Source organism: Peribacillus sp. YIM B13481 (assembly GCF_042787985.1).
Lineage (GTDB): Bacteria > Bacillota > Bacilli > Bacillales > DSM-1321 > Peribacillus > Peribacillus simplex_A.
In genome coordinates, this window is record NZ_JBHZPE010000015.1 from 65,243 (window position 1) to 86,208 (window position 20,966).

At 40.2% G+C, this 20,966-nt stretch carries 25 protein-coding genes and 1 pseudogene; 15 read left to right on the top strand and 11 right to left on the bottom strand.

The genetic code is table 11. The features are described from left to right. Window positions 1-653 precede the first annotated feature (653 nt). The 4 genes from ACFX4X_RS11390 to ACFX4X_RS11405 all read right to left on the bottom strand — a co-directional run bounded on the left by ACFX4X_RS11390 (window position 654) and on the right by ACFX4X_RS11405 (window position 3,440). A complete protein-coding gene (locus ACFX4X_RS11390) occupies window positions 654-1,544 on the bottom strand; it encodes a ClpXP adapter SpxH family protein (RefSeq protein ID WP_081108725.1) in 891 nt (296 codons plus the stop codon). After that, window positions 1,541-1,945: a globin domain-containing protein gene (locus tag ACFX4X_RS11395; RefSeq protein ID WP_377383487.1), complete on the bottom strand. Its 405-nt coding sequence runs from the start codon at window positions 1,943-1,945 to the stop codon at window positions 1,541-1,543. The genes ACFX4X_RS11390 and ACFX4X_RS11395 overlap by 4 nt, the downstream gene beginning before the upstream one ends. A gap of 233 nt (window positions 1,946-2,178) precedes the next feature. Then, window positions 2,179-2,838 (bottom strand): lytic transglycosylase domain-containing protein, encoded by a 660-nt coding sequence (locus tag ACFX4X_RS11400; RefSeq protein WP_377417070.1) that lies wholly within the window; start codon window positions 2,836-2,838, stop codon window positions 2,179-2,181. Between the two features lie 23 nt (window positions 2,839-2,861). After that, on the bottom strand, window positions 2,862-3,440 hold the full coding sequence (locus tag ACFX4X_RS11405) for a CYTH domain-containing protein (protein ID WP_377383491.1): 579 nt from the start codon (window positions 3,438-3,440) through the stop codon (window positions 2,862-2,864). Window positions 3,441-3,762: 322 nt separating this feature from the next. On the opposite strand from ACFX4X_RS11405, the gene yjbM reads away from it, so the two are divergent. The 3 genes from yjbM to ACFX4X_RS11420 are packed head-to-tail and all read left to right on the top strand — an operon-like array spanning window position 3,763 to window position 6,156. Further along, window positions 3,763-4,383 (top strand): GTP diphosphokinase, encoded by a 621-nt coding sequence (gene yjbM, locus ACFX4X_RS11410; RefSeq protein ID WP_061462108.1) that lies wholly within the window; start codon window positions 3,763-3,765, stop codon window positions 4,381-4,383. Window positions 4,384-4,429: 46 nt separating this feature from the next. Beyond that, window positions 4,430-5,224, top strand: coding sequence for an NAD kinase (locus tag ACFX4X_RS11415; RefSeq protein ID WP_061462109.1), 795 nt, complete (start codon window positions 4,430-4,432; stop codon window positions 5,222-5,224). Between the two features lie 17 nt (window positions 5,225-5,241). After that, complete coding sequence (locus ACFX4X_RS11420) at window positions 5,242-6,156, top strand: RluA family pseudouridine synthase (protein ID WP_284471449.1); 915 nt, start codon at window positions 5,242-5,244, stop codon at window positions 6,154-6,156. 90 nt (window positions 6,157-6,246) lie between these two features. Here the strand turns inward: ACFX4X_RS11420 and prpE are convergent, their stop codons facing one another. Next, on the bottom strand, window positions 6,247-6,990 hold the full coding sequence (gene prpE / locus ACFX4X_RS11425) for a bis(5'-nucleosyl)-tetraphosphatase PrpE (protein ID WP_377383494.1): 744 nt from the start codon (window positions 6,988-6,990) through the stop codon (window positions 6,247-6,249). Between the two features lie 145 nt (window positions 6,991-7,135). On the opposite strand from prpE, the gene mgtE reads away from it, so the two are divergent. Together mgtE and fabI are read left to right on the top strand one after the other, a co-directional pair. Further along, complete coding sequence (gene mgtE / locus ACFX4X_RS11430) at window positions 7,136-8,476, top strand: magnesium transporter (protein WP_375166308.1); 1,341 nt, start codon at window positions 7,136-7,138, stop codon at window positions 8,474-8,476. Window positions 8,477-8,611: 135 nt separating this feature from the next. Further along, on the top strand, window positions 8,612-9,385 hold the full coding sequence (gene fabI, locus ACFX4X_RS11435) for an enoyl-ACP reductase FabI (RefSeq protein ID WP_284471448.1): 774 nt from the start codon (window positions 8,612-8,614) through the stop codon (window positions 9,383-9,385). Between the two features lie 33 nt (window positions 9,386-9,418). On the opposite strand, the gene ACFX4X_RS11440 is transcribed toward fabI, so the two are convergent. Genes ACFX4X_RS11440 through ACFX4X_RS11455 form a run of 4 tightly spaced genes read right to left on the bottom strand, consistent with a single transcriptional unit; the run spans window position 9,419 to window position 11,634 of the window. Next, window positions 9,419-9,763 carry a Ger(x)C family spore germination C-terminal domain-containing protein gene (locus ACFX4X_RS11440; RefSeq protein WP_377383496.1) on the bottom strand — a complete coding sequence of 115 codons (345 nt, stop codon included), beginning with the start codon at window positions 9,761-9,763 and terminating at the stop codon, window positions 9,419-9,421. After that, window positions 9,742-10,026 (bottom strand): spore germination protein, encoded by a 285-nt coding sequence (locus ACFX4X_RS11445; RefSeq protein ID WP_377383498.1) that lies wholly within the window; start codon window positions 10,024-10,026, stop codon window positions 9,742-9,744. Before ACFX4X_RS11445 ends, ACFX4X_RS11440 begins: the two co-directional genes overlap by 22 nt. Window positions 10,027-10,064: 38 nt before the next feature. After that, on the bottom strand, window positions 10,065-11,159 hold the full coding sequence (locus ACFX4X_RS11450; protein WP_377383500.1) for a GerAB/ArcD/ProY family transporter: 1,095 nt from the start codon (window positions 11,157-11,159) through the stop codon (window positions 10,065-10,067). Beyond that, window positions 11,134-11,634 (bottom strand): GerAB/ArcD/ProY family transporter, encoded by a 501-nt coding sequence (locus ACFX4X_RS11455; protein WP_061462116.1) that lies wholly within the window; start codon window positions 11,632-11,634, stop codon window positions 11,134-11,136. The genes ACFX4X_RS11450 and ACFX4X_RS11455 overlap by 26 nt, the downstream gene beginning before the upstream one ends. Before the next feature lie 210 nt (window positions 11,635-11,844). Between ACFX4X_RS11455 and ACFX4X_RS11460 the strand changes: the two genes are divergently transcribed. The 9 genes from ACFX4X_RS11460 (at window position 11,845) to spoVIF (ending at window position 16,425) form a co-directional block, all read left to right on the top strand. Beyond that, window positions 11,845-12,165 carry a hypothetical protein gene (locus ACFX4X_RS11460; protein ID WP_061462117.1) on the top strand — a complete coding sequence of 107 codons (321 nt, stop codon included), beginning with the start codon at window positions 11,845-11,847 and terminating at the stop codon, window positions 12,163-12,165. Window positions 12,166-12,176: 11 nt separating this feature from the next. Further along, on the top strand, window positions 12,177-12,746 hold the full coding sequence (locus ACFX4X_RS11465) for a hypothetical protein (RefSeq protein WP_284471444.1): 570 nt from the start codon (window positions 12,177-12,179) through the stop codon (window positions 12,744-12,746). 14 nt (window positions 12,747-12,760) lie between these two features. Continuing rightward, a complete protein-coding gene (locus ACFX4X_RS11470; RefSeq protein WP_284471443.1) occupies window positions 12,761-13,126 on the top strand; it encodes a DUF1360 domain-containing protein in 366 nt (121 codons plus the stop codon). A gap of 289 nt (window positions 13,127-13,415) precedes the next feature. Continuing rightward, entirely contained in the window at window positions 13,416-13,913 is a 498-nt protein-coding gene (locus ACFX4X_RS11475; protein WP_061462120.1) for a hypothetical protein, read from the top strand. Window positions 13,914-13,931: 18 nt separating this feature from the next. Next, window positions 13,932-14,402, top strand: a complete 471-nt coding sequence (gene spoVAC, locus ACFX4X_RS11480) for a stage V sporulation protein AC (RefSeq protein WP_061462121.1) — start codon at window positions 13,932-13,934, stop codon at window positions 14,400-14,402. A 3-nt stretch (window positions 14,403-14,405) separates the two neighbouring features. After that, a complete protein-coding gene (spoVAD, locus tag ACFX4X_RS11485) occupies window positions 14,406-15,422 on the top strand; it encodes a stage V sporulation protein AD (protein WP_061462122.1) in 1,017 nt (338 codons plus the stop codon). A 24-nt stretch (window positions 15,423-15,446) separates the two neighbouring features. Beyond that, window positions 15,447-15,803: a stage V sporulation protein AE gene (gene spoVAE / locus ACFX4X_RS11490; RefSeq protein ID WP_061462123.1), complete on the top strand. Its 357-nt coding sequence runs from the start codon at window positions 15,447-15,449 to the stop codon at window positions 15,801-15,803. Window positions 15,804-15,905: 102 nt separating this feature from the next. Further along, window positions 15,906-16,058, top strand: coding sequence for a YjcZ family sporulation protein (locus ACFX4X_RS11495; protein ID WP_081108729.1), 153 nt, complete (start codon window positions 15,906-15,908; stop codon window positions 16,056-16,058). Window positions 16,059-16,170: 112 nt separating this feature from the next. Beyond that, window positions 16,171-16,425, top strand: coding sequence for a sporulation-specific transcription regulator SpoVIF (gene spoVIF / locus ACFX4X_RS11500; RefSeq protein WP_061462124.1), 255 nt, complete (start codon window positions 16,171-16,173; stop codon window positions 16,423-16,425). 132 nt (window positions 16,426-16,557) lie between these two features. On the opposite strand, the pseudogene ACFX4X_RS11505 reads toward spoVIF, so the two are convergent. Next, window positions 16,558-17,869: pseudogene (locus ACFX4X_RS11505) on the bottom strand (IS1182 family transposase). A 337-nt stretch (window positions 17,870-18,206) separates the two neighbouring features. Continuing rightward, complete coding sequence (locus tag ACFX4X_RS11510; RefSeq protein WP_061462125.1) at window positions 18,207-20,480, bottom strand: ATP-dependent helicase; 2,274 nt, start codon at window positions 20,478-20,480, stop codon at window positions 18,207-18,209. Between the two features lie 150 nt (window positions 20,481-20,630). Between ACFX4X_RS11510 and ACFX4X_RS11515 the strand changes: the two genes are divergently transcribed. Further along, window positions 20,631-20,927: a hypothetical protein gene (locus tag ACFX4X_RS11515; protein ID WP_377383504.1), complete on the top strand. Its 297-nt coding sequence runs from the start codon at window positions 20,631-20,633 to the stop codon at window positions 20,925-20,927. The last annotated feature ends 39 nt before the right edge of the window (window positions 20,928-20,966 follow it).

The following is a 20,966-nucleotide window of genomic DNA, read 5'->3' on the forward strand; positions in this document are numbered from 1 at the left end:
ATTTTATGTTTTAGAATAAGCAGTATTCTAAGAATATGACAATAATGTGAAAATGCGCACAAAGTTCTTGCAATTAATGTGTATAATCTGATATAGTACAGATAAGAAGTTATCACATCCCAAACATATACCCCTTTGTTTGTTCGTCGTGAAATTTCTCCCATCCCCTTTTTCGTATAAATAGATGAAAACCCCAACAAATTTCGCGATTTGCTGGGGTTTTTTCATGTTGTTGAAGTGAAATGAGGCTGTTGTAAAAAAGTGACAAATGTTTGAAAAGGATATGCACTAATATGTGATGTTTTTCACAATCTAATGTATATCCTTACATATCAGAAATCAATCAGAAAGAAGATAGCAATAAACCTTTAAATTAAAAAGACGCTCTTTTTACAATACACCTAAGGGATAATGATAATAGAAAAGTATATATTATGAACAATTTGTGAAAAGTAATACATATAGTTGAAACATAAATGGATTATCTGTTATATTATTTATTGTGAAATAAATCACAAACAAACATTTACCCCTTTGTTTGATCGTGAAAAAAGTTTCTCCCATCCCCTTATTTCTTATAATAAAAACCATGCAATCATTTGATTTGCATGGTTTTTCCCTTTTTTTGAATAGCAAAGAAGCAGTCAAAATCATTACTGCTTCTTTGTATATCTCCAAAACGTCCCGTATTTAGCCGGAATTTTCTCTGCCAACTGTTTTAAAACAAGTTTCTTCATTTCCAACTCGACGTTATTCTTATTCATATTATAAACCGTTTCGATTTCCTTGGTGGCCACCAGTTTGAAACAGCTTAAAAACTCTTCGATAGAGGGTGGTTTTGCAGGGGCGGGAAGACCATTAAGCATATCTTCTAAAATTTGAACATATACCTCGTAAGAATAGACACCCGAAACCTTTATTCCCTCTTCTTCAATATTTTGATTGAAAAAGACAAGGGAAGGTATTTCAGTCACTTCCATTTCGCTGGTTATTTTCAAGTCACATTGAAAACCTTTGGCTGCACTGGAAGAATTGATGTCATCAAGGAATTCCTCCACATCCAGTTCAACCGTTTTGGCACACTCGGTCAAGACCTCGATATTGGATATATCCTTTTTCCCAATGAATACATATTCTTGAAGCTGCCTTAAAAAGCGAATGGCCAATTTACGGCCCTGCAATTCCGCTGCTTTTATTGCGATGGAAGCTGTATATGGAGAAGAGATTGGGTTTTCAGACCAAAGGCTACCATCACAGGACATTCCCGAGCGGCTGGCTGTCTTTTCCCAAACATGAGCAAGGTTTTCATAATTTTTATTTTTCCCCATATTAAGAGAATCGATTTTACCGCTTAAAACATGGCGTAAACTGAATAATTGGCCATATTCTATCTGTAATTTTCTAATAATTGGTTCTAAGCCCCAGCATTCGGGACAAAGCGGATCAACAAAAACATAAATTTCAATTGGCTTTTTTCCTATATCATAGCAATGCTGCGTCTTGATCCAATCGGAAATATTGAAAACTGGTTTATGTGCGCTCAACTGTCTTCTCCTTTCCCATCAGTACCGGATGTATTGATCATATGCTGTGCCGTCAAAAAAAGGCGGTGATAGAAAAACTCTCTTATTTCACCCTCAAGGCCCACTTCGTCCATAGCTTGATACATGCATGAGAGCCATGCCTTCGCTCGTTCTGGCGTAATTTCAAAAGGTATATGTCGAGCCCGCAACATAGGATGGCCATGTTCTTCAGTATATAAAGAGGGACCACCTAAATATTGAGTCATAAATTGTTTTTGTTTACGGACCGTTTCTGTTAAATCGTCAGGGAAAATCGGCAGTAGATCCGGGTGTTGATTAACGTTGGAGTAAAACACATCAATTAACCTGTGTAATTGCCCTTCTCCAATTAATTCATATGGTGTAGGGTTCCCTTGCATCATGTTGATTACTCCTTTTATTGAAAGATGGTTGATGTTTATACATATTTTATCAATGACGTACTGATATAACAAATATATAGCTTGAAGAAAATTTTACATCTGTAGTATGACACAGGGGAATGAACGGAAAAGACCGCTTTTGGGGACTTAAACTTTTGTGCGGTTTTGGATAAGAAATATATGTACACATATGAAAAAAACTGACCCATCAAAAATATCAGGGTCAGCTTTCATTAGCTTGAAAATGTGCCATATACTTTTTGGACATAATTCTGAGTTTCTTTAAAGGGCGGAATTCCATTATATTTATCTACGTTTCCTGGTCCGGCATTATAAGCAGCAAGGGCAACCTGGATGTCCCCGTCATAACGGGCCATCATTTGACTTAAATATTTACTCCCGCCCATGATGTTTTGTTCAGGGTCGGTTGCATCATCAACTCCCAGGCTCCTTGCAGTTGCGGGCATTAACTGCATAAGGCCAGTTGCACCAGCATAACTGGTTGCTTCAGGGTTAAAGTTCGATTCTTGTTTAATGACCGACTTAATCAGTTTTTCCGGGAGATTATACAAGCTGGCCGCCTGGCTGATGATTTGATCGTAATTTGTGACGGCTTCGCGAGTCTCACCGTTAGTATGGGCAGCAGCTATCTGGTTATTGGATGTCAGTCTGCTGGATTGAAGAAAAGACTTCGTTTCCGTTTCCACATTGGATAATAAGGAACCCAATGTCTGTGAAGTGCCTTCAAGAGCATCACCCGAAACCAGTTCCGACAGCATGTCCTGGAAAACGGATCGAGATGAAACAGTTTTAGGGATGTTTCCATTTGTGAATTGCTGGATTGCCTGCAATTCCATAAAAGTCTTGAAATCTTGGATTATCAAATTTCCCACCTCCGAATATGGTTCAAACAGGATTATTCCTGGAATTTGGCGCGATAAAACCTCTTAACTTTATTTTCGGTTTCTCTTTCCGGAATTTGAAGGGTTTCAAGGAGAGTCAGGAAATTTTCTTTACCGGCTTTTGAATCCGTCACTTCATATTCAAGCTCGAAATCTTCCTGATTCACATATGAACTATGATCTAAAACAAGTAAACCCTCTTTGTAAGGGAATTCATAACGGTCGGTCTTTAATGTCCCAAAACAGGTAAAATCCTTTGGATTAACTCCGCATTCAATGATAAGCTGTTGGATCTCCCCTTCAGGGAAAGTGTTTTGATTCAGAAACGCATAAGCGGTTTCTTTAGAGATATCTTGATTCGTTTCCAATAATCCTTCTGTAGCAGGCTGTTTTAAAGTTAGCTCGTAACAGCCGTTTTTCTCCCGGATCCTAAGCGCAGAGTCCAGATTTTTCAAATGGAATTCGAATGTATCGAAGTAATGATTTTTCTGTGATTTAAAGTTCGATGTCCCGATATGAAAATAATCAATCAGTTGTCGAAATTCGTTTTCTTTCAAAAGGTTTTTAAACTCAATTTCAATATGCTGGCTCATGTGTCCCTTCCTTTCTGACTAAATATCTTAGGTTAATCATATAAGAACCATTCAAGCTGTCAAATTGAATACAATAATTTTTTGCTATTGTACTTGAATATTTAGGAATCAATTGCAGGATATGATAAAATAAAAACGTTGAACACGGGAAGTGGATTACCGTTTATAGAGAAATTAATACATACTTTTTGTTTTTAGAGAAAGATTCAATAGGATCCAGTGGTGAATTGGCAGTATGTCATAGGACTGCAGGATAAGGAGAGCGTTCTGCCCATACCAGAGTTGAACAGACGCTTTTTAGATAGATATAGGTGGTGTGGCAATGGAGAGTTGGGACGATTTCTTGGCGCCTTATACTCAGGCTGTCGAAGAATTAAAGGTTAAGCTAAAGGGATTAAGGAAACAGTTTGAGAGAGAGAATATTCACTCACCGATTGAATTTGTAACAGGCAGGGTAAAGCCGATTGTCAGTATTTTGGATAAGGCGAGTCAGAAGGATATTGCCATTGATAAATTGGGAACCGAAATTCAGGATATTGCAGGACTTCGCATGATGTGCCAGTTCGTGGATGATATCGAACAGGTAGTTGAACTTTTACGAGGTCGCAATGACTTTGAGATAGTTGAGGAGAGGAATTATATTTCCCATAAAAAAGCAAGCGGCTACCGTTCTTATCATGTTGTCATCCGCTACCCGGTCCAGACGATCCATGGCGAAAAAAATATACTTGCCGAAATTCAAATCAGGACACTTGCGATGAATTTTTGGGCTACGATAGAACATTCTTTAAATTATAAATATAAAGGCATTTTTCCGGAAGATATTCAACTGCGGCTAAAACGCGCAGCTGAGGCCGCCTTCCTGCTTGATGCAGAGATGTCGCAAATCCGTACGGAAATCCAGGAAGCACAGCGTCTTTTTTCCAGGAAGAAAGATTCTTAAACGTATAAATGAACAAAAAGAAATCTAAATTGTAAGGTGGGATTACATGAAATTTGCGATTACGTCAAAAGGAGATGCGAAATCGAATACTTTAATGCAAAGGATGCGAACGTATCTTCAGGACTTTCATTTGGAATATGACGAAGATCAGCCGGATATTGTCATTTCTGTCGGTGGTGATGGCACATTATTATATGCATTTCACCGTTATAGTAATAGATTGGACAAAACCGCCTTTGTTGGTGTACATACAGGACATCTTGGTTTTTATGCAGATTGGACCCCTGATGAAATTGAAAAATTAGTGATAGCTTTAGCAAAAACCCCATTTCAAGTGGTGGAGTATCCACTGCTCGAAACAATCGTCCGTTATCAGCATGGAGGACGCGAAACCAGATTTTTGGCTTTGAATGAATCGACAGTCAAAAGTGTTGAAGGGACGCTTGTCATGGATGTTGAGATACGCGGCCAGCATTTTGAGACGTTCCGCGGAGATGGTCTATGCATTGCGACGCCATCTGGAAGTACGGCTTATAATAAGGCGCTTGGTGGAGCCATCGTCCATCCATCAATCGATGCCATTCAGATTACCGAATTGGCATCCATTAATAACCGGGTGTTTAGGACGGTCGGATCTCCTCTGCTGCTGCCGGCACATCATACATGTATGTTCCGGCCGGTCAATGCTGTCAATTTTCAAATTACGATCGATCATTTGACCCTGCTTCAAGAAGACGTCAAGTCGATACAGTGCCGAGTTGCAGATGAAAAGATCCGATTTGCCAGATTCCGCCCTTTTCCTTTCTGGAAAAGAGTGCATGATTCATTTATTGCTAATTAAGGAGATAGACTCACCTCATGTCAAATCAAAACTTTTCTTTGACCTGGTCGGTTTTTGAAGAGGATTCTGGCTCTTTATTGCGAGAGTTTCTCAGCAAATGCGATATTTCAAAACGAGCATTAACGGATATTAAGTTTAAAGGTGGATATATCCAGTTGAACGGTGAAGAAGTAACCGTAAGGGAACGGATTGAAACCGGCGACATCATCACCGTCATATTTCCGCCGGAGCAGGCAAGTGAAGGCCTTTTGCCAGAACCCATCCCCCTAAATGTCAGGTATGAAGATGAATTTGTATTGGTGGTGGCCAAGCCTTCTTCCATGAATACCATTCCTTCCCGGGAGCATCCCAACGGCAGTCTGGCCAATGGCTTGGCGGGATATTATAAGAAGAAGGGAATACAGGCAACGATCCATATTGTTACAAGGCTTGACCGCGACACATCGGGGTTGGTTTTAATTGCCAAGCATCGGCATATCCATCACCTTTTAAGTGAACAACAAAAATCAGGAAAGGTTAAACGGAGATACCAAGCCATAGCCGAAGGACTCGTTGATGGACCTGAAGGGGAGATAGTTGCGCCAATTGGCAGAAAGTCGACCAGCATCATTGAACGGGAAGTCAGGGACGATGGCCGGTATGCCTGTACTCTATTTAAGGTATTGGCACACACTGGGTCGCACACATTCCTCAATTTGGAACTCCAAACAGGGAGGACACATCAAATAAGGGTCCATATGGCCCATATTGGTCATCCATTGGCTGGTGATGATTTATATGGAGGGAGCAGGAGGGATATCTCTCGCCAGGCCCTTCATTGTTTTGAATTGAAATTTTTACATCCTTTCACAAAGAAGATGATGTTGTTTCAAGAAGAGCTACCTGAAGATATGACTCGATTGCTCGAGGGAAGTATAGGCTGGGATTCCTGATTTTATAACCGGCCCGCATCAAGCCGAAAACAAGATTAAGCAAAAATCCATAGACGCAAAAAAACTCACCAAGATGGCGAGTTTTTTTGGTTAATCAAAAGATGTCCTGAATTTTTCCGCTATATATGGCATGGTTGAAGGCACCTCTTGAAGATCCATTTCAGGATAACGGACAGCTGTTAGTTTTCCACCGAAGACGCAGCCTGTATCAATATTGTAAGTATGATTGACTCGTCTTGCTTCAGGGACTGGTGTATGACCATACACGATCCATTTTTTCCCTTTGTAGGATTGAGCCCAGTCCTTCCTGACCGGAGACCCATCTGGATGTTTGGAGCCATTGATATCACCGTAGAGGACAAAGGTTTTTACCTTACTGCTATATTGGCCAATATAATCACTGCGAATTCCCGCATGGGCAATGATCAGTCGTCCATCATCAATAAGTTGATATAGTGGGGAACGTTCATACAGATCCATGAATTTTTTTCGGATTTTCTTCTGCTCCCGAATGTTTAGGGATTCATATTCAGCTACTGTAGTCTCTAAACCATGTGATATTTGAACTTTATTGCCTGAAAAATAACGATACAATTTATTGCAATGGTTTCCTGGGGCATACCTTGCAATATTTTGGTTAATGACTAATTCATGGACAACCTCGATTACTTGAAGGGAATTAGGGCCGCGATCGGTTAAATCCCCTACAAAGCCGAGAACCCTTCCGGAGGGATGGACAGGAATCCCAGTATCCCATGTATAGCCCATTTTTTCCGTCAGTTGCTTGAATTCGGCGAAACATCCATGAATGTCCCCTATGATATCGATGTTCATTTGACACACCCTTTGTTTGTTTTGTATATGTTTATGGTATTAGTATAGTATTATTTAAAAAAATAAAATATAAACGAGGAAATGAAAAAATATGTTTTAGGAGGTGCAGGTTATGGAGGAGATGAAGGAAAGGGAACGTGTTCAAATGAATAACGGGCTTTTGCTTGAAGCGCTTAAAACGGAAAATCTGGATCAGTTCCGTACGGAGTTCCTTGAAATGCATCCATATGATCAGGCCCAATTTTATACAAGCTTGTCAGATGAATTCAGATCCGTCGTATATAGATATTTGTCACCGGAAGAAATGGCTGGCCTTTTTGAAAATATAGAAATAGATAAAGAGGATTTCGAAAGCCTGCTGGCTGAAATGAATCCTTCTTACGTGGCTGATATGCTTTCCCATATGTATGCAGATGACGCGGCTGACGTCCTAAATGAAATCAATGATGAGCAGGCCGTCAGCTATTTGACCATCATGGATGATGAAGCGGCAAGTGAAATCCAAGAGCTTCTAAACTATGAAGAGTATACAGCGGGAAGTATCATGACGACAGAGTTCATCGCCATTGAAGCAAACGAAACGGCTCGATCAGCCATGAAGATCTTAAAAAGGGAAGCTCCGCAAGCGGAGACGATATATTATGTGTTCGTTACCGATCAGGATAAGAAACTTCTTGGTGTCTTATCGCTCAGGACATTGATCATAGCTGATGAAGATGCTTTAATTGGTGATCTAATGGATGACCGGGTAGTATCCGTACCTGTATCTGAAGACCAGGAAGAGGTTGCGCGTAAAATAAGGGACTATAATTTCCTTGCCGTGCCAGTCGTCGATTTTCAAAACCATTTGTTAGGGATCATTACAGTTGATGATATCATTGATGTCATGGATGAAGAGGCATCCGATGATTATTCTAAATTAGCGGGTGTACCAGATCTCGATCATGTTGATAAGAGTCCCTTTTCTGCTGCAAAAAAACGGTTGCCATGGTTGATCATTCTCTTGTTCTTAGGCTTATTGACCGCTAGCCTTATTGGTCGTTTCGAGGAGACACTTAGCCAAAAAGCGATCCTGGCTGTATTTATTCCATTGATTGGCGGCATGGCTGGCAATACAGGAACACAAGCATTGGCCGTGGCGGTACGGGGAATTGCAACAGGGGAATTGGAGCAGGCAAGCAAGTGGAAGCTCGTCATACGGGAGGCGGGGACTGGCCTCATCACTGGCCTGACATGTGGAACAGCCATCATTTTTATTGTATATATTTGGCAAGGTGATCTGATGCTGGGTTTATTGGTTGGAATATCGATTTTCATTACTTTAATAGTTGCCACACTCGCGGGCTCGCTTGTACCGCTCCTCATGCATAAAATGAAGATTGACCCTGCGGTAGCCTCAGGACCATTCATTACAACTATCAATGACATTATCAGTGTTCTGATTTATTTTGGATTAGCTACATTATTCATGGGTTATTTACTATAAGTTAAAGCAGGCCTTTTGGGGAAGCGATATTCCAAAGGGACTTCAGAAAACGGTGTTTTTATCAGAGGAAATTTGGTATACTGTCATTAGTAGCAGGTACTAATAACTTGTATTAAAATTAGGAGGTCACATACGATGACTTTTTCATTAGAGGGAAAAACGTTTGTCATAATGGGTGTAGCGAATAAAAGAAGTATTGCATGGGGAGTTGCCCGTTCCTTACATAAGGCAGGTGCAAAGCTGATATTCACCTACGGAAAAGATCGTACAGAAAAAAGCGTTAGGGAACTATCTTCTACATTGGAAGGGAAGCCTTCCGCCATTATACAATGTGATGTAACGAAGGATGAAAGCATTGAAAAATGTTTTGCGACGATTAAGGAAGAAACAGGTATCATTCATGGCGTGGCACACAGTATCGCATTTGCCAACAAGGAGGAACTTGACGGAGAGTTCCTCAACACGAGCCGTGAAGGGTTCTTGCTTGCCCATAATATCAGTTCTTTCTCTTTAACCGCTGTAGCTAAAGCTGCGAAAGAAATCATGCCGGAAGGTGGCAGCATTGTCACGATGACGTATCTTGGCGGTGAACGTGTCATGCCAAATTATAATGTAATGGGAGTGGCTAAGGCGTCACTTGAAGCCAATGTCCGTTACCTATCAAATGATCTTGGTAAAGATAACATTCGAGTGAATGCAATCTCAGCCGGTCCAATCCGTACGTTATCCGCTAAAGGTATCCGGGACTTCAATACAATCTTGAAGAAGATTGAAGAAGAAGCACCGCTCCGTCGTACAACGACTCCGGAAGAAGTAGGGGATACTGCGGTATTTTTATTAAGTGACATGTCCCGCGGAGTTACCGGGGAAAATATCCATGTGGATTCGGGTTATCATATAATCGGATGACAATAAAAAGGGGGCTTCTATGTCCCCCTTTTTTTATTGGTTTTCCCATCCTTTGTCTCTCTGCCCTTCAAAGATCGGTGTTAATCTGTGCTTTCCAGTATCTTGAATTTTCACATCAATTTGGATTGACCTGAGTGTGTCTTCCTCCAATGGAATTCTCCCGTTGGTTTCAACCTTCTTCCAAGCTTTAATATCCTTCCGATAGAGTTTTTCAGAAAGCCGGAAAAGGTCAATATCCCTTTTTTGTGTATATTGATAGGTTGTCTTTATTTCCTTTTTGATTGCACGTTTTATTTCTTTTTCATATTGATCACGTGTTGCCCCTTTTATCAACATTTCAACACTAGCTTTAACTTTCATCTTAATGTCAAAACGCACTTTTCCGTTTTTATCCACAAATGGTGTAATTTTATTTTTTTATCATAAATGACAACAAGAAAGAGAAGAGAGGGCTGTCCTTCAATTAACCCCATAAATTGATTTCCTCCATATATCCCATCTATATCAATTGCTTCAATACTTTTAGTGATAGTTTGAACCATTTCAGGATCAGAGATATCATCCATATATAAAAGGGCGACTTTAGTCAATGTTCGCCTTCCCACTTCGAAATATTTCACACTCAAGGAGTTTGTTCGCATTCGCTTTCGTATTAAAGCGACATTTATGGATAAATCTTCTATGAATTATCTCTCGGCCCTTTTATCGTTACTTCTGTAGTTGTTTCCTCGGGAGTACGCTGCGGTCGATTAGCAATATTTGTAGACACCAGATAGTTGTATCCTTCAAAGTAAATCAATAATTTCCCAGAATAGATATCTGCGAACAACTCTTCCTTTGTGTTTACATCGGCAAGGTGAGGAAGATGAAGGGAGTCCTTTATGTCATCAATTTTTAAAGCTCCTCTTGGATGCTTTTCGAAAAATAAAGATAGCCCTTCAAATACAAGATTATTTAACAATTCAGTATCGATAAGACCGTCACATCCAATTAATGTGATTTTTATCGGAGACTCATCACGATATAAACTGCTTTGGAAGAATACATCTTCTGAATTATGAAAAATTTCTTTTATATCGTTTTCGCTTTTTATTATGAGATGTTCTGATTTTTCAATTTTACTATTCTGTTTGGACGGTTGCTTTTTCGTTTTTTTGAACATCGGATGAGGACCTCCTTTTTTTACGATTAAAACAAAAATACTTAAAAGGATGGAAAACGCTAAAAAGAACCAGAATGTAACCGGCAAGACAATTGTTTTTATAATGTAATATAATATGACATCACTGAAACTGAATGAATTGGAAACGATAAGCATCACTGAATAGGCAATGAGCAATATCGTTTTGTTCAGCGGTTTTTTTATCGATAGGACTTCAAGCGATAAAAACAGTAAAAAGGAGACTCGTATGAATGCCCCGGTTAACCATTGATAAATGGATAAGAAGTCAAGGTGTTCAATGAACCTTCCCAAGGTGACCAATCCCCATTGCTCAAATGCAGGGTACTTTTGTCTTGAAGCTTCAAGCAGACCGAATTCGGTAATGGAGCCAATAAGGGGGCCAAGGATAAGCCAAGTAAGGATAATGGTATTCAATGCAAATACCTTATATTTTATTTTGCCATGACCTTTTTGTTGAATGAAAAGTATGACAATCAACTCAATAAGCCCTGACAAAGGATAGATCATCCCAGAGAAAACAGGAGACCAGCCATGTTCAAGAATCGGTTGCAAAAGTGAATAATTTTTAAATTGAATATTTGCGATTGCCACAAAAAAACCAAACAGGATTACGGCAAATAATACGAATAGTATTGGTAATAGCAATCGTTTGGATGTTTGTTGAGGCAAGGAAAAAGCAAAATCCCGTAAAAAGGATTATTTCAAAAATCGGTGGAGTTACGGGCAAGTAGGATACTTTTGTCCATACAACCATCTCTTTCAACGAAACTGCAGCTAATGAAGCGAAACAAATACTTATGACAATGGATAACATTCTGCCTGGCGCTTTACCAATATTCGTTTCCACCCATACAAATATGTTGGTCTGACCGGTGGATTTATGGATGTAAAATAAAAGTAAACACCAAATCATTATCAATCCAAAAGCAAGTAAAACGGAAATCCATCCATCCCGTTTTGCACTTGGCAGTAAGTGCGGGAGGATCGTTACATGATTTTTCAAGCCGACAGCCGTCATCATGATTAAAGATAGTTGTACGGTTGAAATCTTCCCATTTTTTTTCATCCTCATTTACTCCTTTAACATATCATTATCTTTATTTTTCTCCATTAATACCCAACATATCCAAAATTGGTTACCGTCATTATTTAACATCTCCAGCATAAAAAAGGGTGAATTTCATATAAATGATACATAGAGTAGATATTAAACTGTTTGTGAGAATCAGTATAAACCTGCTTTCAACCCTATTCGTGAAAAAGAAGGAGGGGCATCATGGACGTGAAGAAAGTTGACCTGCCTTGTGCTGTTGGAAAACAAAACATACACAATATGCTGAAGAGACATACGAATTTGAATTTGGATGAAAAAAAATTCAGCACTTCATATACTGCCGAGGAATTGGTGGAGCTATTGTCCCGACTCCCTGCCTTTGCACCTAAGCCTGTTTGTAAATTCATCATCAATGACCGCACACTGTTTGGAAAATTGGAACATAAGAAAGAATCCAGTCTGTTCATAAGGCATAAATTCGGGAAAAAGGTTGTTCAATACCATATGAAACAGCTGCAGTCTGTGGATATTCTGAAATATTAAGGAGGATTTTCATGTCAGAGAATAATGGCGATAAGGAATCCAAACCATTGTTATATGTAGATCAGGCAAAAATCTCCGATCTGCGAGGGAATATGCAAAGTGATTTTCGAACGAAAAAAGAAACACCGCAAGAAAACGTTGAGCCGGTACTTCAGGAAGACGGGCATAAGGAAGAAAAAATCGAAAAGATCAAACGCGAATTTGGTGTTTATGATGTCATGAAGGAAATTGAAACAGAGATTACGGGTATAAGGAAAATTACCGAACAATATGTCCCAGAACAAACTCCGGTTGAACACATGGAAAATCCTGAACAATCAGAAAAGGAAACCGAAAAGCCAGTTAAGAAAAAAAGAAAGAAAGTGGAGAAAAGGGAATCTTCTGGGGACATCATTTCCCGCCTATCCAATCATCAAGGTTTTCCAAAGCCATTATGTGAGGCTATTGTTAACGGAAAAACGATTCAGTTTCATGTATTGGGAATGAAGGGGGAATCAGTGAAGATTAAAAGAGGGAACCATATTCGTTTCGTGGGCCTGCCGGAAATCATTGATGCCAAAATAATTGAAGAACCTAAGTGAAGGAGCAATATTAAATGTTTCCCCCACAAAATGAATTTACCTTATTTATAATATTAGGCTTGGCTTCCTTCAGGCTGACACGCTTGATCGTTTTCGATAAAATCCTGGAGCCGCTGCGCCGCCCCTTTTTTACAGAAATAGAGGAAAAAAATGAAGAAGGGGATGTGGAAATATTTTTAATGCCCAAGGAGAAGGGCCTGCTTGGCTGGATTGGTCAATTGCTAAGCTGTTTTTGGTGTGTTGGTGTCTGGGTAAGTCTTTTTCTGGTTTTCCTTTATATCCAACATGGGTTTATTGGCGACGTACTGATATTAATCCTTGCCGTAGCAGCAGTAGGCGCAATTATTGAGGTCATAATCAGCAAAATTATGGACATTTGATTGGAAACAACTTGTCTCTTCGTTCATATAGTATTGTATAGATCTTAAAGGAGGAGTCATAAATTGAATCAGAAACAGAATCCATGGGCTTATGCAAAACCGATTAAAAAAGATCAACCGGTCAAAATCAAGAAAGACTGTGGCTGTAATAATAACAATAAAAATAAAGGCTATTGAGTGAAAAAACCTTTCCATTTTGGAAAGGTTTTTTTATTTCCTAATCCTACCATTCATAAAAACCAGTTAAACAAGAAAATAATAATAGAACGATAAATTAGGATGTGATTCTATGTTCAGACAAGGAAGATATTTTAAGGGCAAATGGCTGTTTGTTATGTTTGTTTTGTGTTTGCTCACTGCCTGTAGCAGTCAGGGTGACGGAAAAACAGAGAATTTAGCATTGCTTAAACGTACGAATCCTAAACCGATGGATATCATTAATGGGATGGATGAAAAGGGTGAAAAGGGACTGATCTCAAAGGTCAAGGAAACCGTTGCTAACGAAGACGCCATCTATGATGTGATCGTCGTGAAAAATGGCAAAAAGATTATCGTCGCATATAAGGTTAAGCACTTAAAACGTTTTCATATGAAGAAAATTGAAAAAACTGTGACTGGAAATCTTGAAAAGCAGTTTCCCAAGTATGATTTTATCGTTTCGAGCGATTATAAAATCTTTTTGGAATCTGTAAGATTGAACGAGTTACTCAAGGAAAAAGATGTTCCCGAGAAAAAGGCGAAAAGGAAGTTCAAGGAGATTGAAGGACTTCAAAAAGAATTAATTTAGAAAGGGAGGTTCAGTACTATGAGCGGCAAGGAGAAAACTACCCCACAGCAGGATGCATATAAAGAGCTCCAAGGGAAGCATGAAATTAAAAGGCCAATAGTGAAGAATTGTTTGAAAGCCTTTTTAGTAGGTGGCATTTTCTGCATAGTGGGACAAGCCATTTCTTACTTCTATATTTACTTTTTTAACTTTACGGAACAGACAGCAGGTAGTCCAACAACTGCTACCATGGTATTTCTTGCTCTTCTAATGACCGGCTTCGGGTTTTACGACCGCATTGGCCAGTTCGGTGGGGCAGGAAGTGCTGTCCCTGTTACAGGGTTCGGTAACGCAGTCATTTCGGCAGCTATCGAACATCGGACTGAAGGATTTGTCCTTGGTGTTGGAGCCAATATGTTTAAATTGGCTGGATCGGTTATTTTATTTGGAGTATTTTCAGCCTTTGTCGTGGCGTTGATAAAAACGATTTATCAAATGATAGGGGGCTAAGCGGTGTTAAAGGGAAAACAAACATGGATGTTCGCCAATAAACCGGTCATCTTGGAAACAGGGGTAACAGGTGGGCCATTTGAGGCAAATGGAGAAATCGCTGGTGATTTTGATATCCTATACGATGATTTGTGGATGGAACAGGATTCTTATGAGAAGGCTCATCGCCATTTGATGGAGAAAGCGGTTGAGCTTGCACTGGAGAAAGGTAAGATTGACAAGGAGCAGGTACAATTTTTCTTGGCGGGTGATTTAATCAATCAGGTTACACCCACAAGTTTTGCAGCCAGAACCAACGGCATTCCATACTTCGGCTTGTTTGGAGCCTGTTCCACTTCAATGGAAGGTCTCGCTCTAGCTGCCTTCATCACCAATTATGGCGGGGCTAACTATGTGTTGACAGGCGCCTCGAGCCATAATGCAGCTGTTGAAAAGCAATTTCGCTATCCAACTGAATATGGAGGGCAAAAACCTCCGACAGCTCAATGGACGATAACAGGAGCAGGGGTGGCACTGGTAGCTCCTAATGGAAGCAAGCAAGGGGAATTTCCCCATATCGTCTCGGCCACCATCGGAAAGGTCATTGACATGGGATTGAAGGATCCCTTCAATATGGGGGGAGCGATGGCCCCAGCCGCCGTCGATACGATTCTTGCCCATTTCAAAGATACTGGTTTGACCCCGGATGATTATGATTACATCATTACTGGTGATTTGGGGAAAATAGGCAGAGGGACAGCCATTGACTTATTAAAACAAAAGGGCTGCGATATCAATCAGGAAAAATTCAAAGATTGCGGATTGATGATTTTTAAAAAGGATCAGCCTGCTTTGGCAGGCGGGAGTGGTGCGGGATGTTCGGCTGTGGTTTTATATGGCCATATACTAAATGAAATGATTTCTGGTAAATATAAAAGAATCCTGCTTGTTGCAACAGGAGCATTATTGTCACCGCTATCTGTCCAGCAAAAAGATTCCATTCCGTGCATTGCCCATGCGGTAGCCATTGAATATGGATGAAATCATGAAAAAGGAGAGATTTGGATGTTAGCAATGTTTTTTTGGGCCTTTGTCATCGGTGGCTTGATATGTGTAGTCGGCCAGCTTCTTTTCGATGTTGGCAAGCTGACACCAGCACATACGTTAAGCCTGTTCGTTGTAATAGGAGCTGTTCTTGGCGGGTTTGAATTATACGAACCGCTTGTTGACTTTGCCGGTGCTGGAGCAACCATACCAATCGTTTCTTTTGGGAATTCGCTCGTGAACGGGGCAATGATGGAATCGGAAAAACACGGTCTCGTTGGCGTACTGACAGGTATGTTTGAAATTACGAGTTCCGGTATCTCTGCAGCTATCATCTTTGGATTTATCGGGGCGTTAGTTTTCAGACCAAAAGGTTAAAATAACGGAAATAGGCAGCCTGGACTAGGACATGGCCTATACATATTTGTCCAGACCTACATATGTTATCAGTAAGCTTTAGCGAGAGCGAGGTGATATAGTATGTTTGGTTTCGGTGGCTACGGTTGTGGCAACAGCTGTTATGGCTACGGAGGCGGTTATGGCGGAGGCTATGGTTGCGGCGGTTCTACTTTCGCGATAATCGTCGTCTTGTTTATCCTATTAATCATTGTAGGGGCTTCTTTCTGCTGCTAACGTAAATGGAATAGGCAGAAGAAGCCTATTCCATTTATTTTTATTTGTGAGGGCCTAGCACCATTTTTCTGTTAATACATAGGATAGGTACAGAAAAGGGAGGGGCTTAGGTATGGATAATAACTTTTTTAAAAACATAGAAGGTAAAACGGGCGTAAATATGAAGGATGTATTAGAGTTGGCAAACTCTCTACAGGGAGCCAATTTCAAAGATGAAACCACAGTTAGAAGCGTCATCAAGCGCGTTTCAAAAATAGCAAATAAGCCGGTCAATAAGGAAACGGAAGATAAGATCGTCCATTCCATTGTATCTGAAGGGAATAAACTGGATTTCGGGACCATTTCCAATATGATAAATAAAAAGTGAAAAAAAGGCCTGCTAAAGTGCAGGCCTCAGTTTGTCGACAAAAGGGGTTAGGAATTAACATTCCGAACCCCTTTTGAAATTCCCTTTGAATTTTGCTCAATATTAAGGAATTGGGTATACGAGCCCACTATGTTAGGCCATTTTTGGACCTTGCCATGCCAATTGGCCATCTTTCTTTACATTCATGGCAGCGAAAGTAAGCATCGACAATTTTTTAAGTCCCCTTAAAGTAGTCCAACGCATACCATGCTTTTCTTTTGCATCTGGGAATACACGCTCAATCGTTTCCTTGCGTTTCGCATAGATAGGTTTTACATCTTGATGATGACGCAGGTGATCTGCTTCTTCCATATTTTCTTGCCAGATATGGCGCGTCACCACTTTTTGATGGTCTTTGCTTTGTGTACACTGTGATAAAAATGAACATGTCTTACAAATGTGTTTGGGAGATTTGTACTCACGATGTCCCTCTTTATTTGTTGTTGAGTACTTTAAAATCTCGCCCGATGGGCAAAGGTAACAGTCAAAATGTTCATCGTAAACATACTCATGTTTGCGGAAGAATCCTTCTTTTGTTCGTGGCCGTGTATAGGGTAAAGCCGGTGTGATTTCTTTGTCAAAGAGGTAGCTTGTAATGGCTGGTGTTTTATAAGCTGCATCTGCGGCAACGGCTTCAGGCTTTCCAACTTTCTCAATCACTTGTTCAACCAGTGGCTCTAACATATGGCTATCATGCGTTTTTCCAGGTGTTACAATCGACCCTAGCACAAAACCATTGCGGTCTGCAGCCGTGTGAAATGAATAGGCAAACTGTTTTGTCCGTTCATCTTTCACATAGTAACCACTCTCAGGATCTGTTGTACTTTCTTTCATCTCTTTGGTTTCTTCCTTATAAAATTTATCTGGTGGAAAAGGTTTCTTTCCATGGTTTTCACAATCTTGATTTATTTCTTCTTGAAGGCGTTCTTGATACGCTCGTGTTTCCTTGCGAACTTTCGCTTATTTGCACTGACTTTCACATGAGTGGAATCAACGAATACATGCTCAGCACTTATTAACTTTCTTTCGGAAGCTGTCATTAAGATGCGATAGAAAATCTGTTCAAACAGGTCAGTATCTTTAAAGCGTCGCTCGTAATTTTTCCCGAACGTTGAGAAGTGAGGCACTTTATCATGGAAACCGTAACCTAAAAACCAACGGTAAGCCATATTCGTTTTAACTTCTTCAATTGTTTTACGCATCGAACGAATACCAAAGGTATATTGAATCAATGTCAATTTAACTAAAATAACTGGATCAATACTTGGGCGCCCTATCTCTGAATACATATCTTTCACCAAGTCATAAATGAAAGTGAAGTCAATGGCCGCCTCTCAATTTTACGAACCAAATGGTTCGCTGGCACCAGTTGATCTCGCTGAATAGAATCATGTTTAGAAAGCATCCTCATCACCTCAAGTTATAATACTTTTATTTTAAAACAAAAATGACTCCAGGCAAAAGTGTTCCATCTAAAAGGTAAGACAAAGTTGATTGGAACGGAAGGTACGAGACTCCTGCGGGAAAAGCGCGTCTAGGGGAGACCCCGCAGGCGAAAGCCGAGGAGGCTCCCCGACCGCCCGCGGAAAGCGAGTGCCTGGAGTGGAAATCAACGTCCAAATTGTACAAGCCATAAAAATAGACAAACTCAATTTTCATCGGGTTTGTCTACAGTCTGAGGCCTGCTAAAGTGCAGGCCTTTCTCATTTCGATTTTCAAAGAGAGATATTATTCACTTTTGGTCAAAGCTTCAAGAAACGTGATGGATAAGCGGTCCGTCCCCGTCTAGTTTGCAGGATGGAAAGGTAAAGATCCTTTTTAGCCCGGGTTGCTGCTACATAGAGCAAACGTCTTTCTTCTTCAAGAGGGGCCAGCTCCCCTTTTCGGTATGATTCAAGTGCGAAATCATGAGGAATGCTGCCATCGACAGCAGCAAGAACATAAACGGTTTGATATTCAAGCCCTTTTGAACGGTGTATGGTAGTTAGCTGTATGGCATCCTTAAAATGTTTCGATAGCTGTTTTATCTCTTGAACCATCGCAGTCATATGATCGACATGATCAAGGAAAGCGGCGACGGTGGGAAAACGATTTGCTGCCACCTTTAGGTCGCGGATGTCATCGGAACCTTTTTCCAGGTTTGCTTCATTTCCGCGCTTTTTTACATATTCCTGGTATCCCAAATCTTTCTCGATGATTTCTAAAGCTACAAGTGGAGCCATATTTTTTAAAGAGCGGATTTGTCCTGGGATCGTTTTTAATTTTCGTTCTTGAAAAGCATGTCCTGTCTTAACAAAAGCAAATGCATCGATAAAATCACAATCCTGCAGTATTGTCATTGCTTTTAACTCCTGTAATATACTTTGCTTTAAAAATAAGGAGGAAAGGACATCAGATGCTGCCTTGCTATCATGGGGAAACAAACTCAGGCGCATAAAGGCAAGCATGCCGCGAATGACCCTGCGCTGATAAAACGAATCTGCATCCTTTTCAATGACAAATGGCAGGTTTGAAGCGGCTAGCCGTTCAAAAATGGCCCTGGACATCGTATGTGTCCTATACAAAACTGCAAAGTCCCCAGGGTTTGCTCCCTTGGATATTTTTTCTTGGATGTCGGATACGATCATCGTTGCTTCCAATTCCTCATCATAAGGATAAAATAATACAGGGGGATTACCAGAATCATGCTGTGCTGTCATCTTTTTTTCCATCCGGTTCTGGTTGCGCTTGATCAAGCGGTTCGCTGTAGCGACAATTTCATGAGAAGAGCGATAATTCTCGGTCAGCTTTACCACTTGGGATCTAGGGAAATCATGATTGAAATTCAGAATATACTTCGGATCGCTTCCGCGGAAAGAATAAATGGATTGATCATCATCCCCAACCGCACATACATTTTTTGATTCAGCAGAGAGGAGTTTTATCAATTCATATTGAACTTTATTGATATCCTGAAACTCATCAACCAAAAAATAGTTAAATCTTTGCTGATATTTCTTCAAAAAATCCGGGTGGTTTTTTAAAAATACATAACAGCCTACAAGCATATCATCAAAATCATATTTCCCTGTTTGCTGTTTATATTCTTCATATTTCTTATATAAAAATAAACAGGATTTCTCCCACTCGTCTGTCGGTTTAATATCTTCTGGAAAGGCCAAGGAATTTTTCCAAAGCCCAATTTGTTGAAGGGCTTGATCATATGCAAATTCCTTATCATCAAGTTCCAATTCCCTGCCAGCCTGTTTCAATATCTTTTCTTTTTCCCATTCCCACTTCAATAGGAAATCACGCTGCCATTTGGATGGTTCGTGAAAAATCAGGATTTTATAAAAGATGCTATGAAAGGTCCCGCTAACTATTTGAGAAACAAGGGAAGGCGTCATATAGGGATAGCCGAGCAGACGCTGCTGCATTTCCTTTGCAGATTTCGCCGTGAATGTTACAAGCATGATACTTTTTGGATCAATCTTCTTCACTGTGAGCATATAGGCAGTACGTACCGTTAATACCCGGGTTTTCCCACTGCCGGCTCCTGATAGGACGAGGATTGGTCCATCGATCGTCATTACCGCTTTGAGTTGCTCTGCATCTAGAACAACCCCGGATGAGGATAATTCCTGAAAGTATGGTTCCTCTGGTTGTTCCAGGGCAGAAGGTTTATCTGAATACTTCGGATTGCCAGTTATGGGCCGGCTTTTAAGGAAAGGTTCCGTAATGGTTTTTGTTTCTGTAATGGTTCGTGATGTAGGAATCCTAAATCCATTCTGTTCCATATATTCTAATGGCCTGTCCTCATTTATCGGTTCTGAATTCGGCATTTCGCAGTGAGCCTGCGATGGGTCACTATGATAAAAATAGGGTGTCTCATGGATCCCAATAAATAATTTCACTGGTTTATGACAAATGATACAAGAAAGCTGATCACGTTTTCCTTTTTCAAAAAGTGTCTGCAGCTCACCAGCTGAAACGGTATGTAAATGTACGATTTCATTGCCAGATTTTGCTTGATTCATATAAATGGATACCTCTAATCTATTAAAAATATCGGCAATACTCATCATACCAGAAGATTAGGAAAAAAGAATGCGGAAATAGTGTTTAAATCTCATTCCAGACGGGTAATTAAATGACAACATAACTATTTAAATAAAGGTGGGATTCCTATGGGATACATAGCACCTGTTACACAATTTGATTATATTCAATATGCCAACCGGACGGTCGGAGCTGAAGAGAAAGTAAGAATTGTCAAAGGAACGAAACCCATTCAACCGATCCGCTTTGATCAGGTGTTGGAAGAGGAAATGGGAAGCTTTGAAGGATTCGATCAAGTTCAATATCATAATCGGGAAAGGACGAATGGAGCAGGCGCTAATAAAAATCAAATGGGCATGGGGGTTAGTGAAGAATTTACGGCTGAAATGACGGGAAAAGGGTGGTATTTCAACGAAAGTGTCTAGTTTTGCAAAGAAAAACAAAAGAGGACACGTGAAGTGTCC

Bases quoted from the DNA above. Each gene is read 5' to 3' on its own strand.
- ACFX4X_RS11395 (WP_377383487.1), bottom strand. From the start codon at position 1,945: ATGATGCAAGGGAACCCTACACCATATGAATTAATTGGAGAAGGGCAA.
- ACFX4X_RS11405 (WP_377383491.1), bottom strand. From the start codon at position 3,440: ATGAGCCAGCATATTGAAATTGAGTTTAAAAACCTTTTGAAAGAAAAC.
- yjbM (WP_061462108.1), top strand. From the start codon at position 3,763: ATGGAGAGTTGGGACGATTTCTTGGCGCCTTATACTCAGGCTGTCGAA.
- ACFX4X_RS11415 (WP_061462109.1), top strand. From the start codon at position 4,430: ATGAAATTTGCGATTACGTCAAAAGGAGATGCGAAATCGAATACTTTA.
- ACFX4X_RS11420 (WP_284471449.1), top strand. From the start codon at position 5,242: ATGTCAAATCAAAACTTTTCTTTGACCTGGTCGGTTTTTGAAGAGGAT.
- prpE (WP_377383494.1), bottom strand. From the start codon at position 6,990: ATGAACATCGATATCATAGGGGACATTCATGGATGTTTCGCCGAATTC.
- mgtE (WP_375166308.1), top strand. From the start codon at position 7,136: ATGAATAACGGGCTTTTGCTTGAAGCGCTTAAAACGGAAAATCTGGAT.
- fabI (WP_284471448.1), top strand. From the start codon at position 8,612: ATGACTTTTTCATTAGAGGGAAAAACGTTTGTCATAATGGGTGTAGCG.
- ACFX4X_RS11445 (WP_377383498.1), bottom strand. From the start codon at position 10,026: ATGCGAACAAACTCCTTGAGTGTGAAATATTTCGAAGTGGGAAGGCGA.
- ACFX4X_RS11455 (WP_061462116.1), bottom strand. From the start codon at position 11,634: ATGAAAAAAAATGGGAAGATTTCAACCGTACAACTATCTTTAATCATG.
- ACFX4X_RS11460 (WP_061462117.1), top strand. From the start codon at position 11,845: ATGGACGTGAAGAAAGTTGACCTGCCTTGTGCTGTTGGAAAACAAAAC.
- ACFX4X_RS11465 (WP_284471444.1), top strand. From the start codon at position 12,177: ATGTCAGAGAATAATGGCGATAAGGAATCCAAACCATTGTTATATGTA.
- ACFX4X_RS11470 (WP_284471443.1), top strand. From the start codon at position 12,761: ATGTTTCCCCCACAAAATGAATTTACCTTATTTATAATATTAGGCTTG.
- ACFX4X_RS11475 (WP_061462120.1), top strand. From the start codon at position 13,416: ATGTTCAGACAAGGAAGATATTTTAAGGGCAAATGGCTGTTTGTTATG.
- spoVAC (WP_061462121.1), top strand. From the start codon at position 13,932: ATGAGCGGCAAGGAGAAAACTACCCCACAGCAGGATGCATATAAAGAG.
- spoVAE (WP_061462123.1), top strand. From the start codon at position 15,447: ATGTTAGCAATGTTTTTTTGGGCCTTTGTCATCGGTGGCTTGATATGT.
- ACFX4X_RS11495 (WP_081108729.1), top strand. From the start codon at position 15,906: ATGTTTGGTTTCGGTGGCTACGGTTGTGGCAACAGCTGTTATGGCTAC.
- spoVIF (WP_061462124.1), top strand. From the start codon at position 16,171: ATGGATAATAACTTTTTTAAAAACATAGAAGGTAAAACGGGCGTAAAT.
- ACFX4X_RS11510 (WP_061462125.1), bottom strand. From the start codon at position 20,480: ATGAATCAAGCAAAATCTGGCAATGAAATCGTACATTTACATACCGTT.
- ACFX4X_RS11515 (WP_377383504.1), top strand. From the start codon at position 20,631: ATGGGATACATAGCACCTGTTACACAATTTGATTATATTCAATATGCC.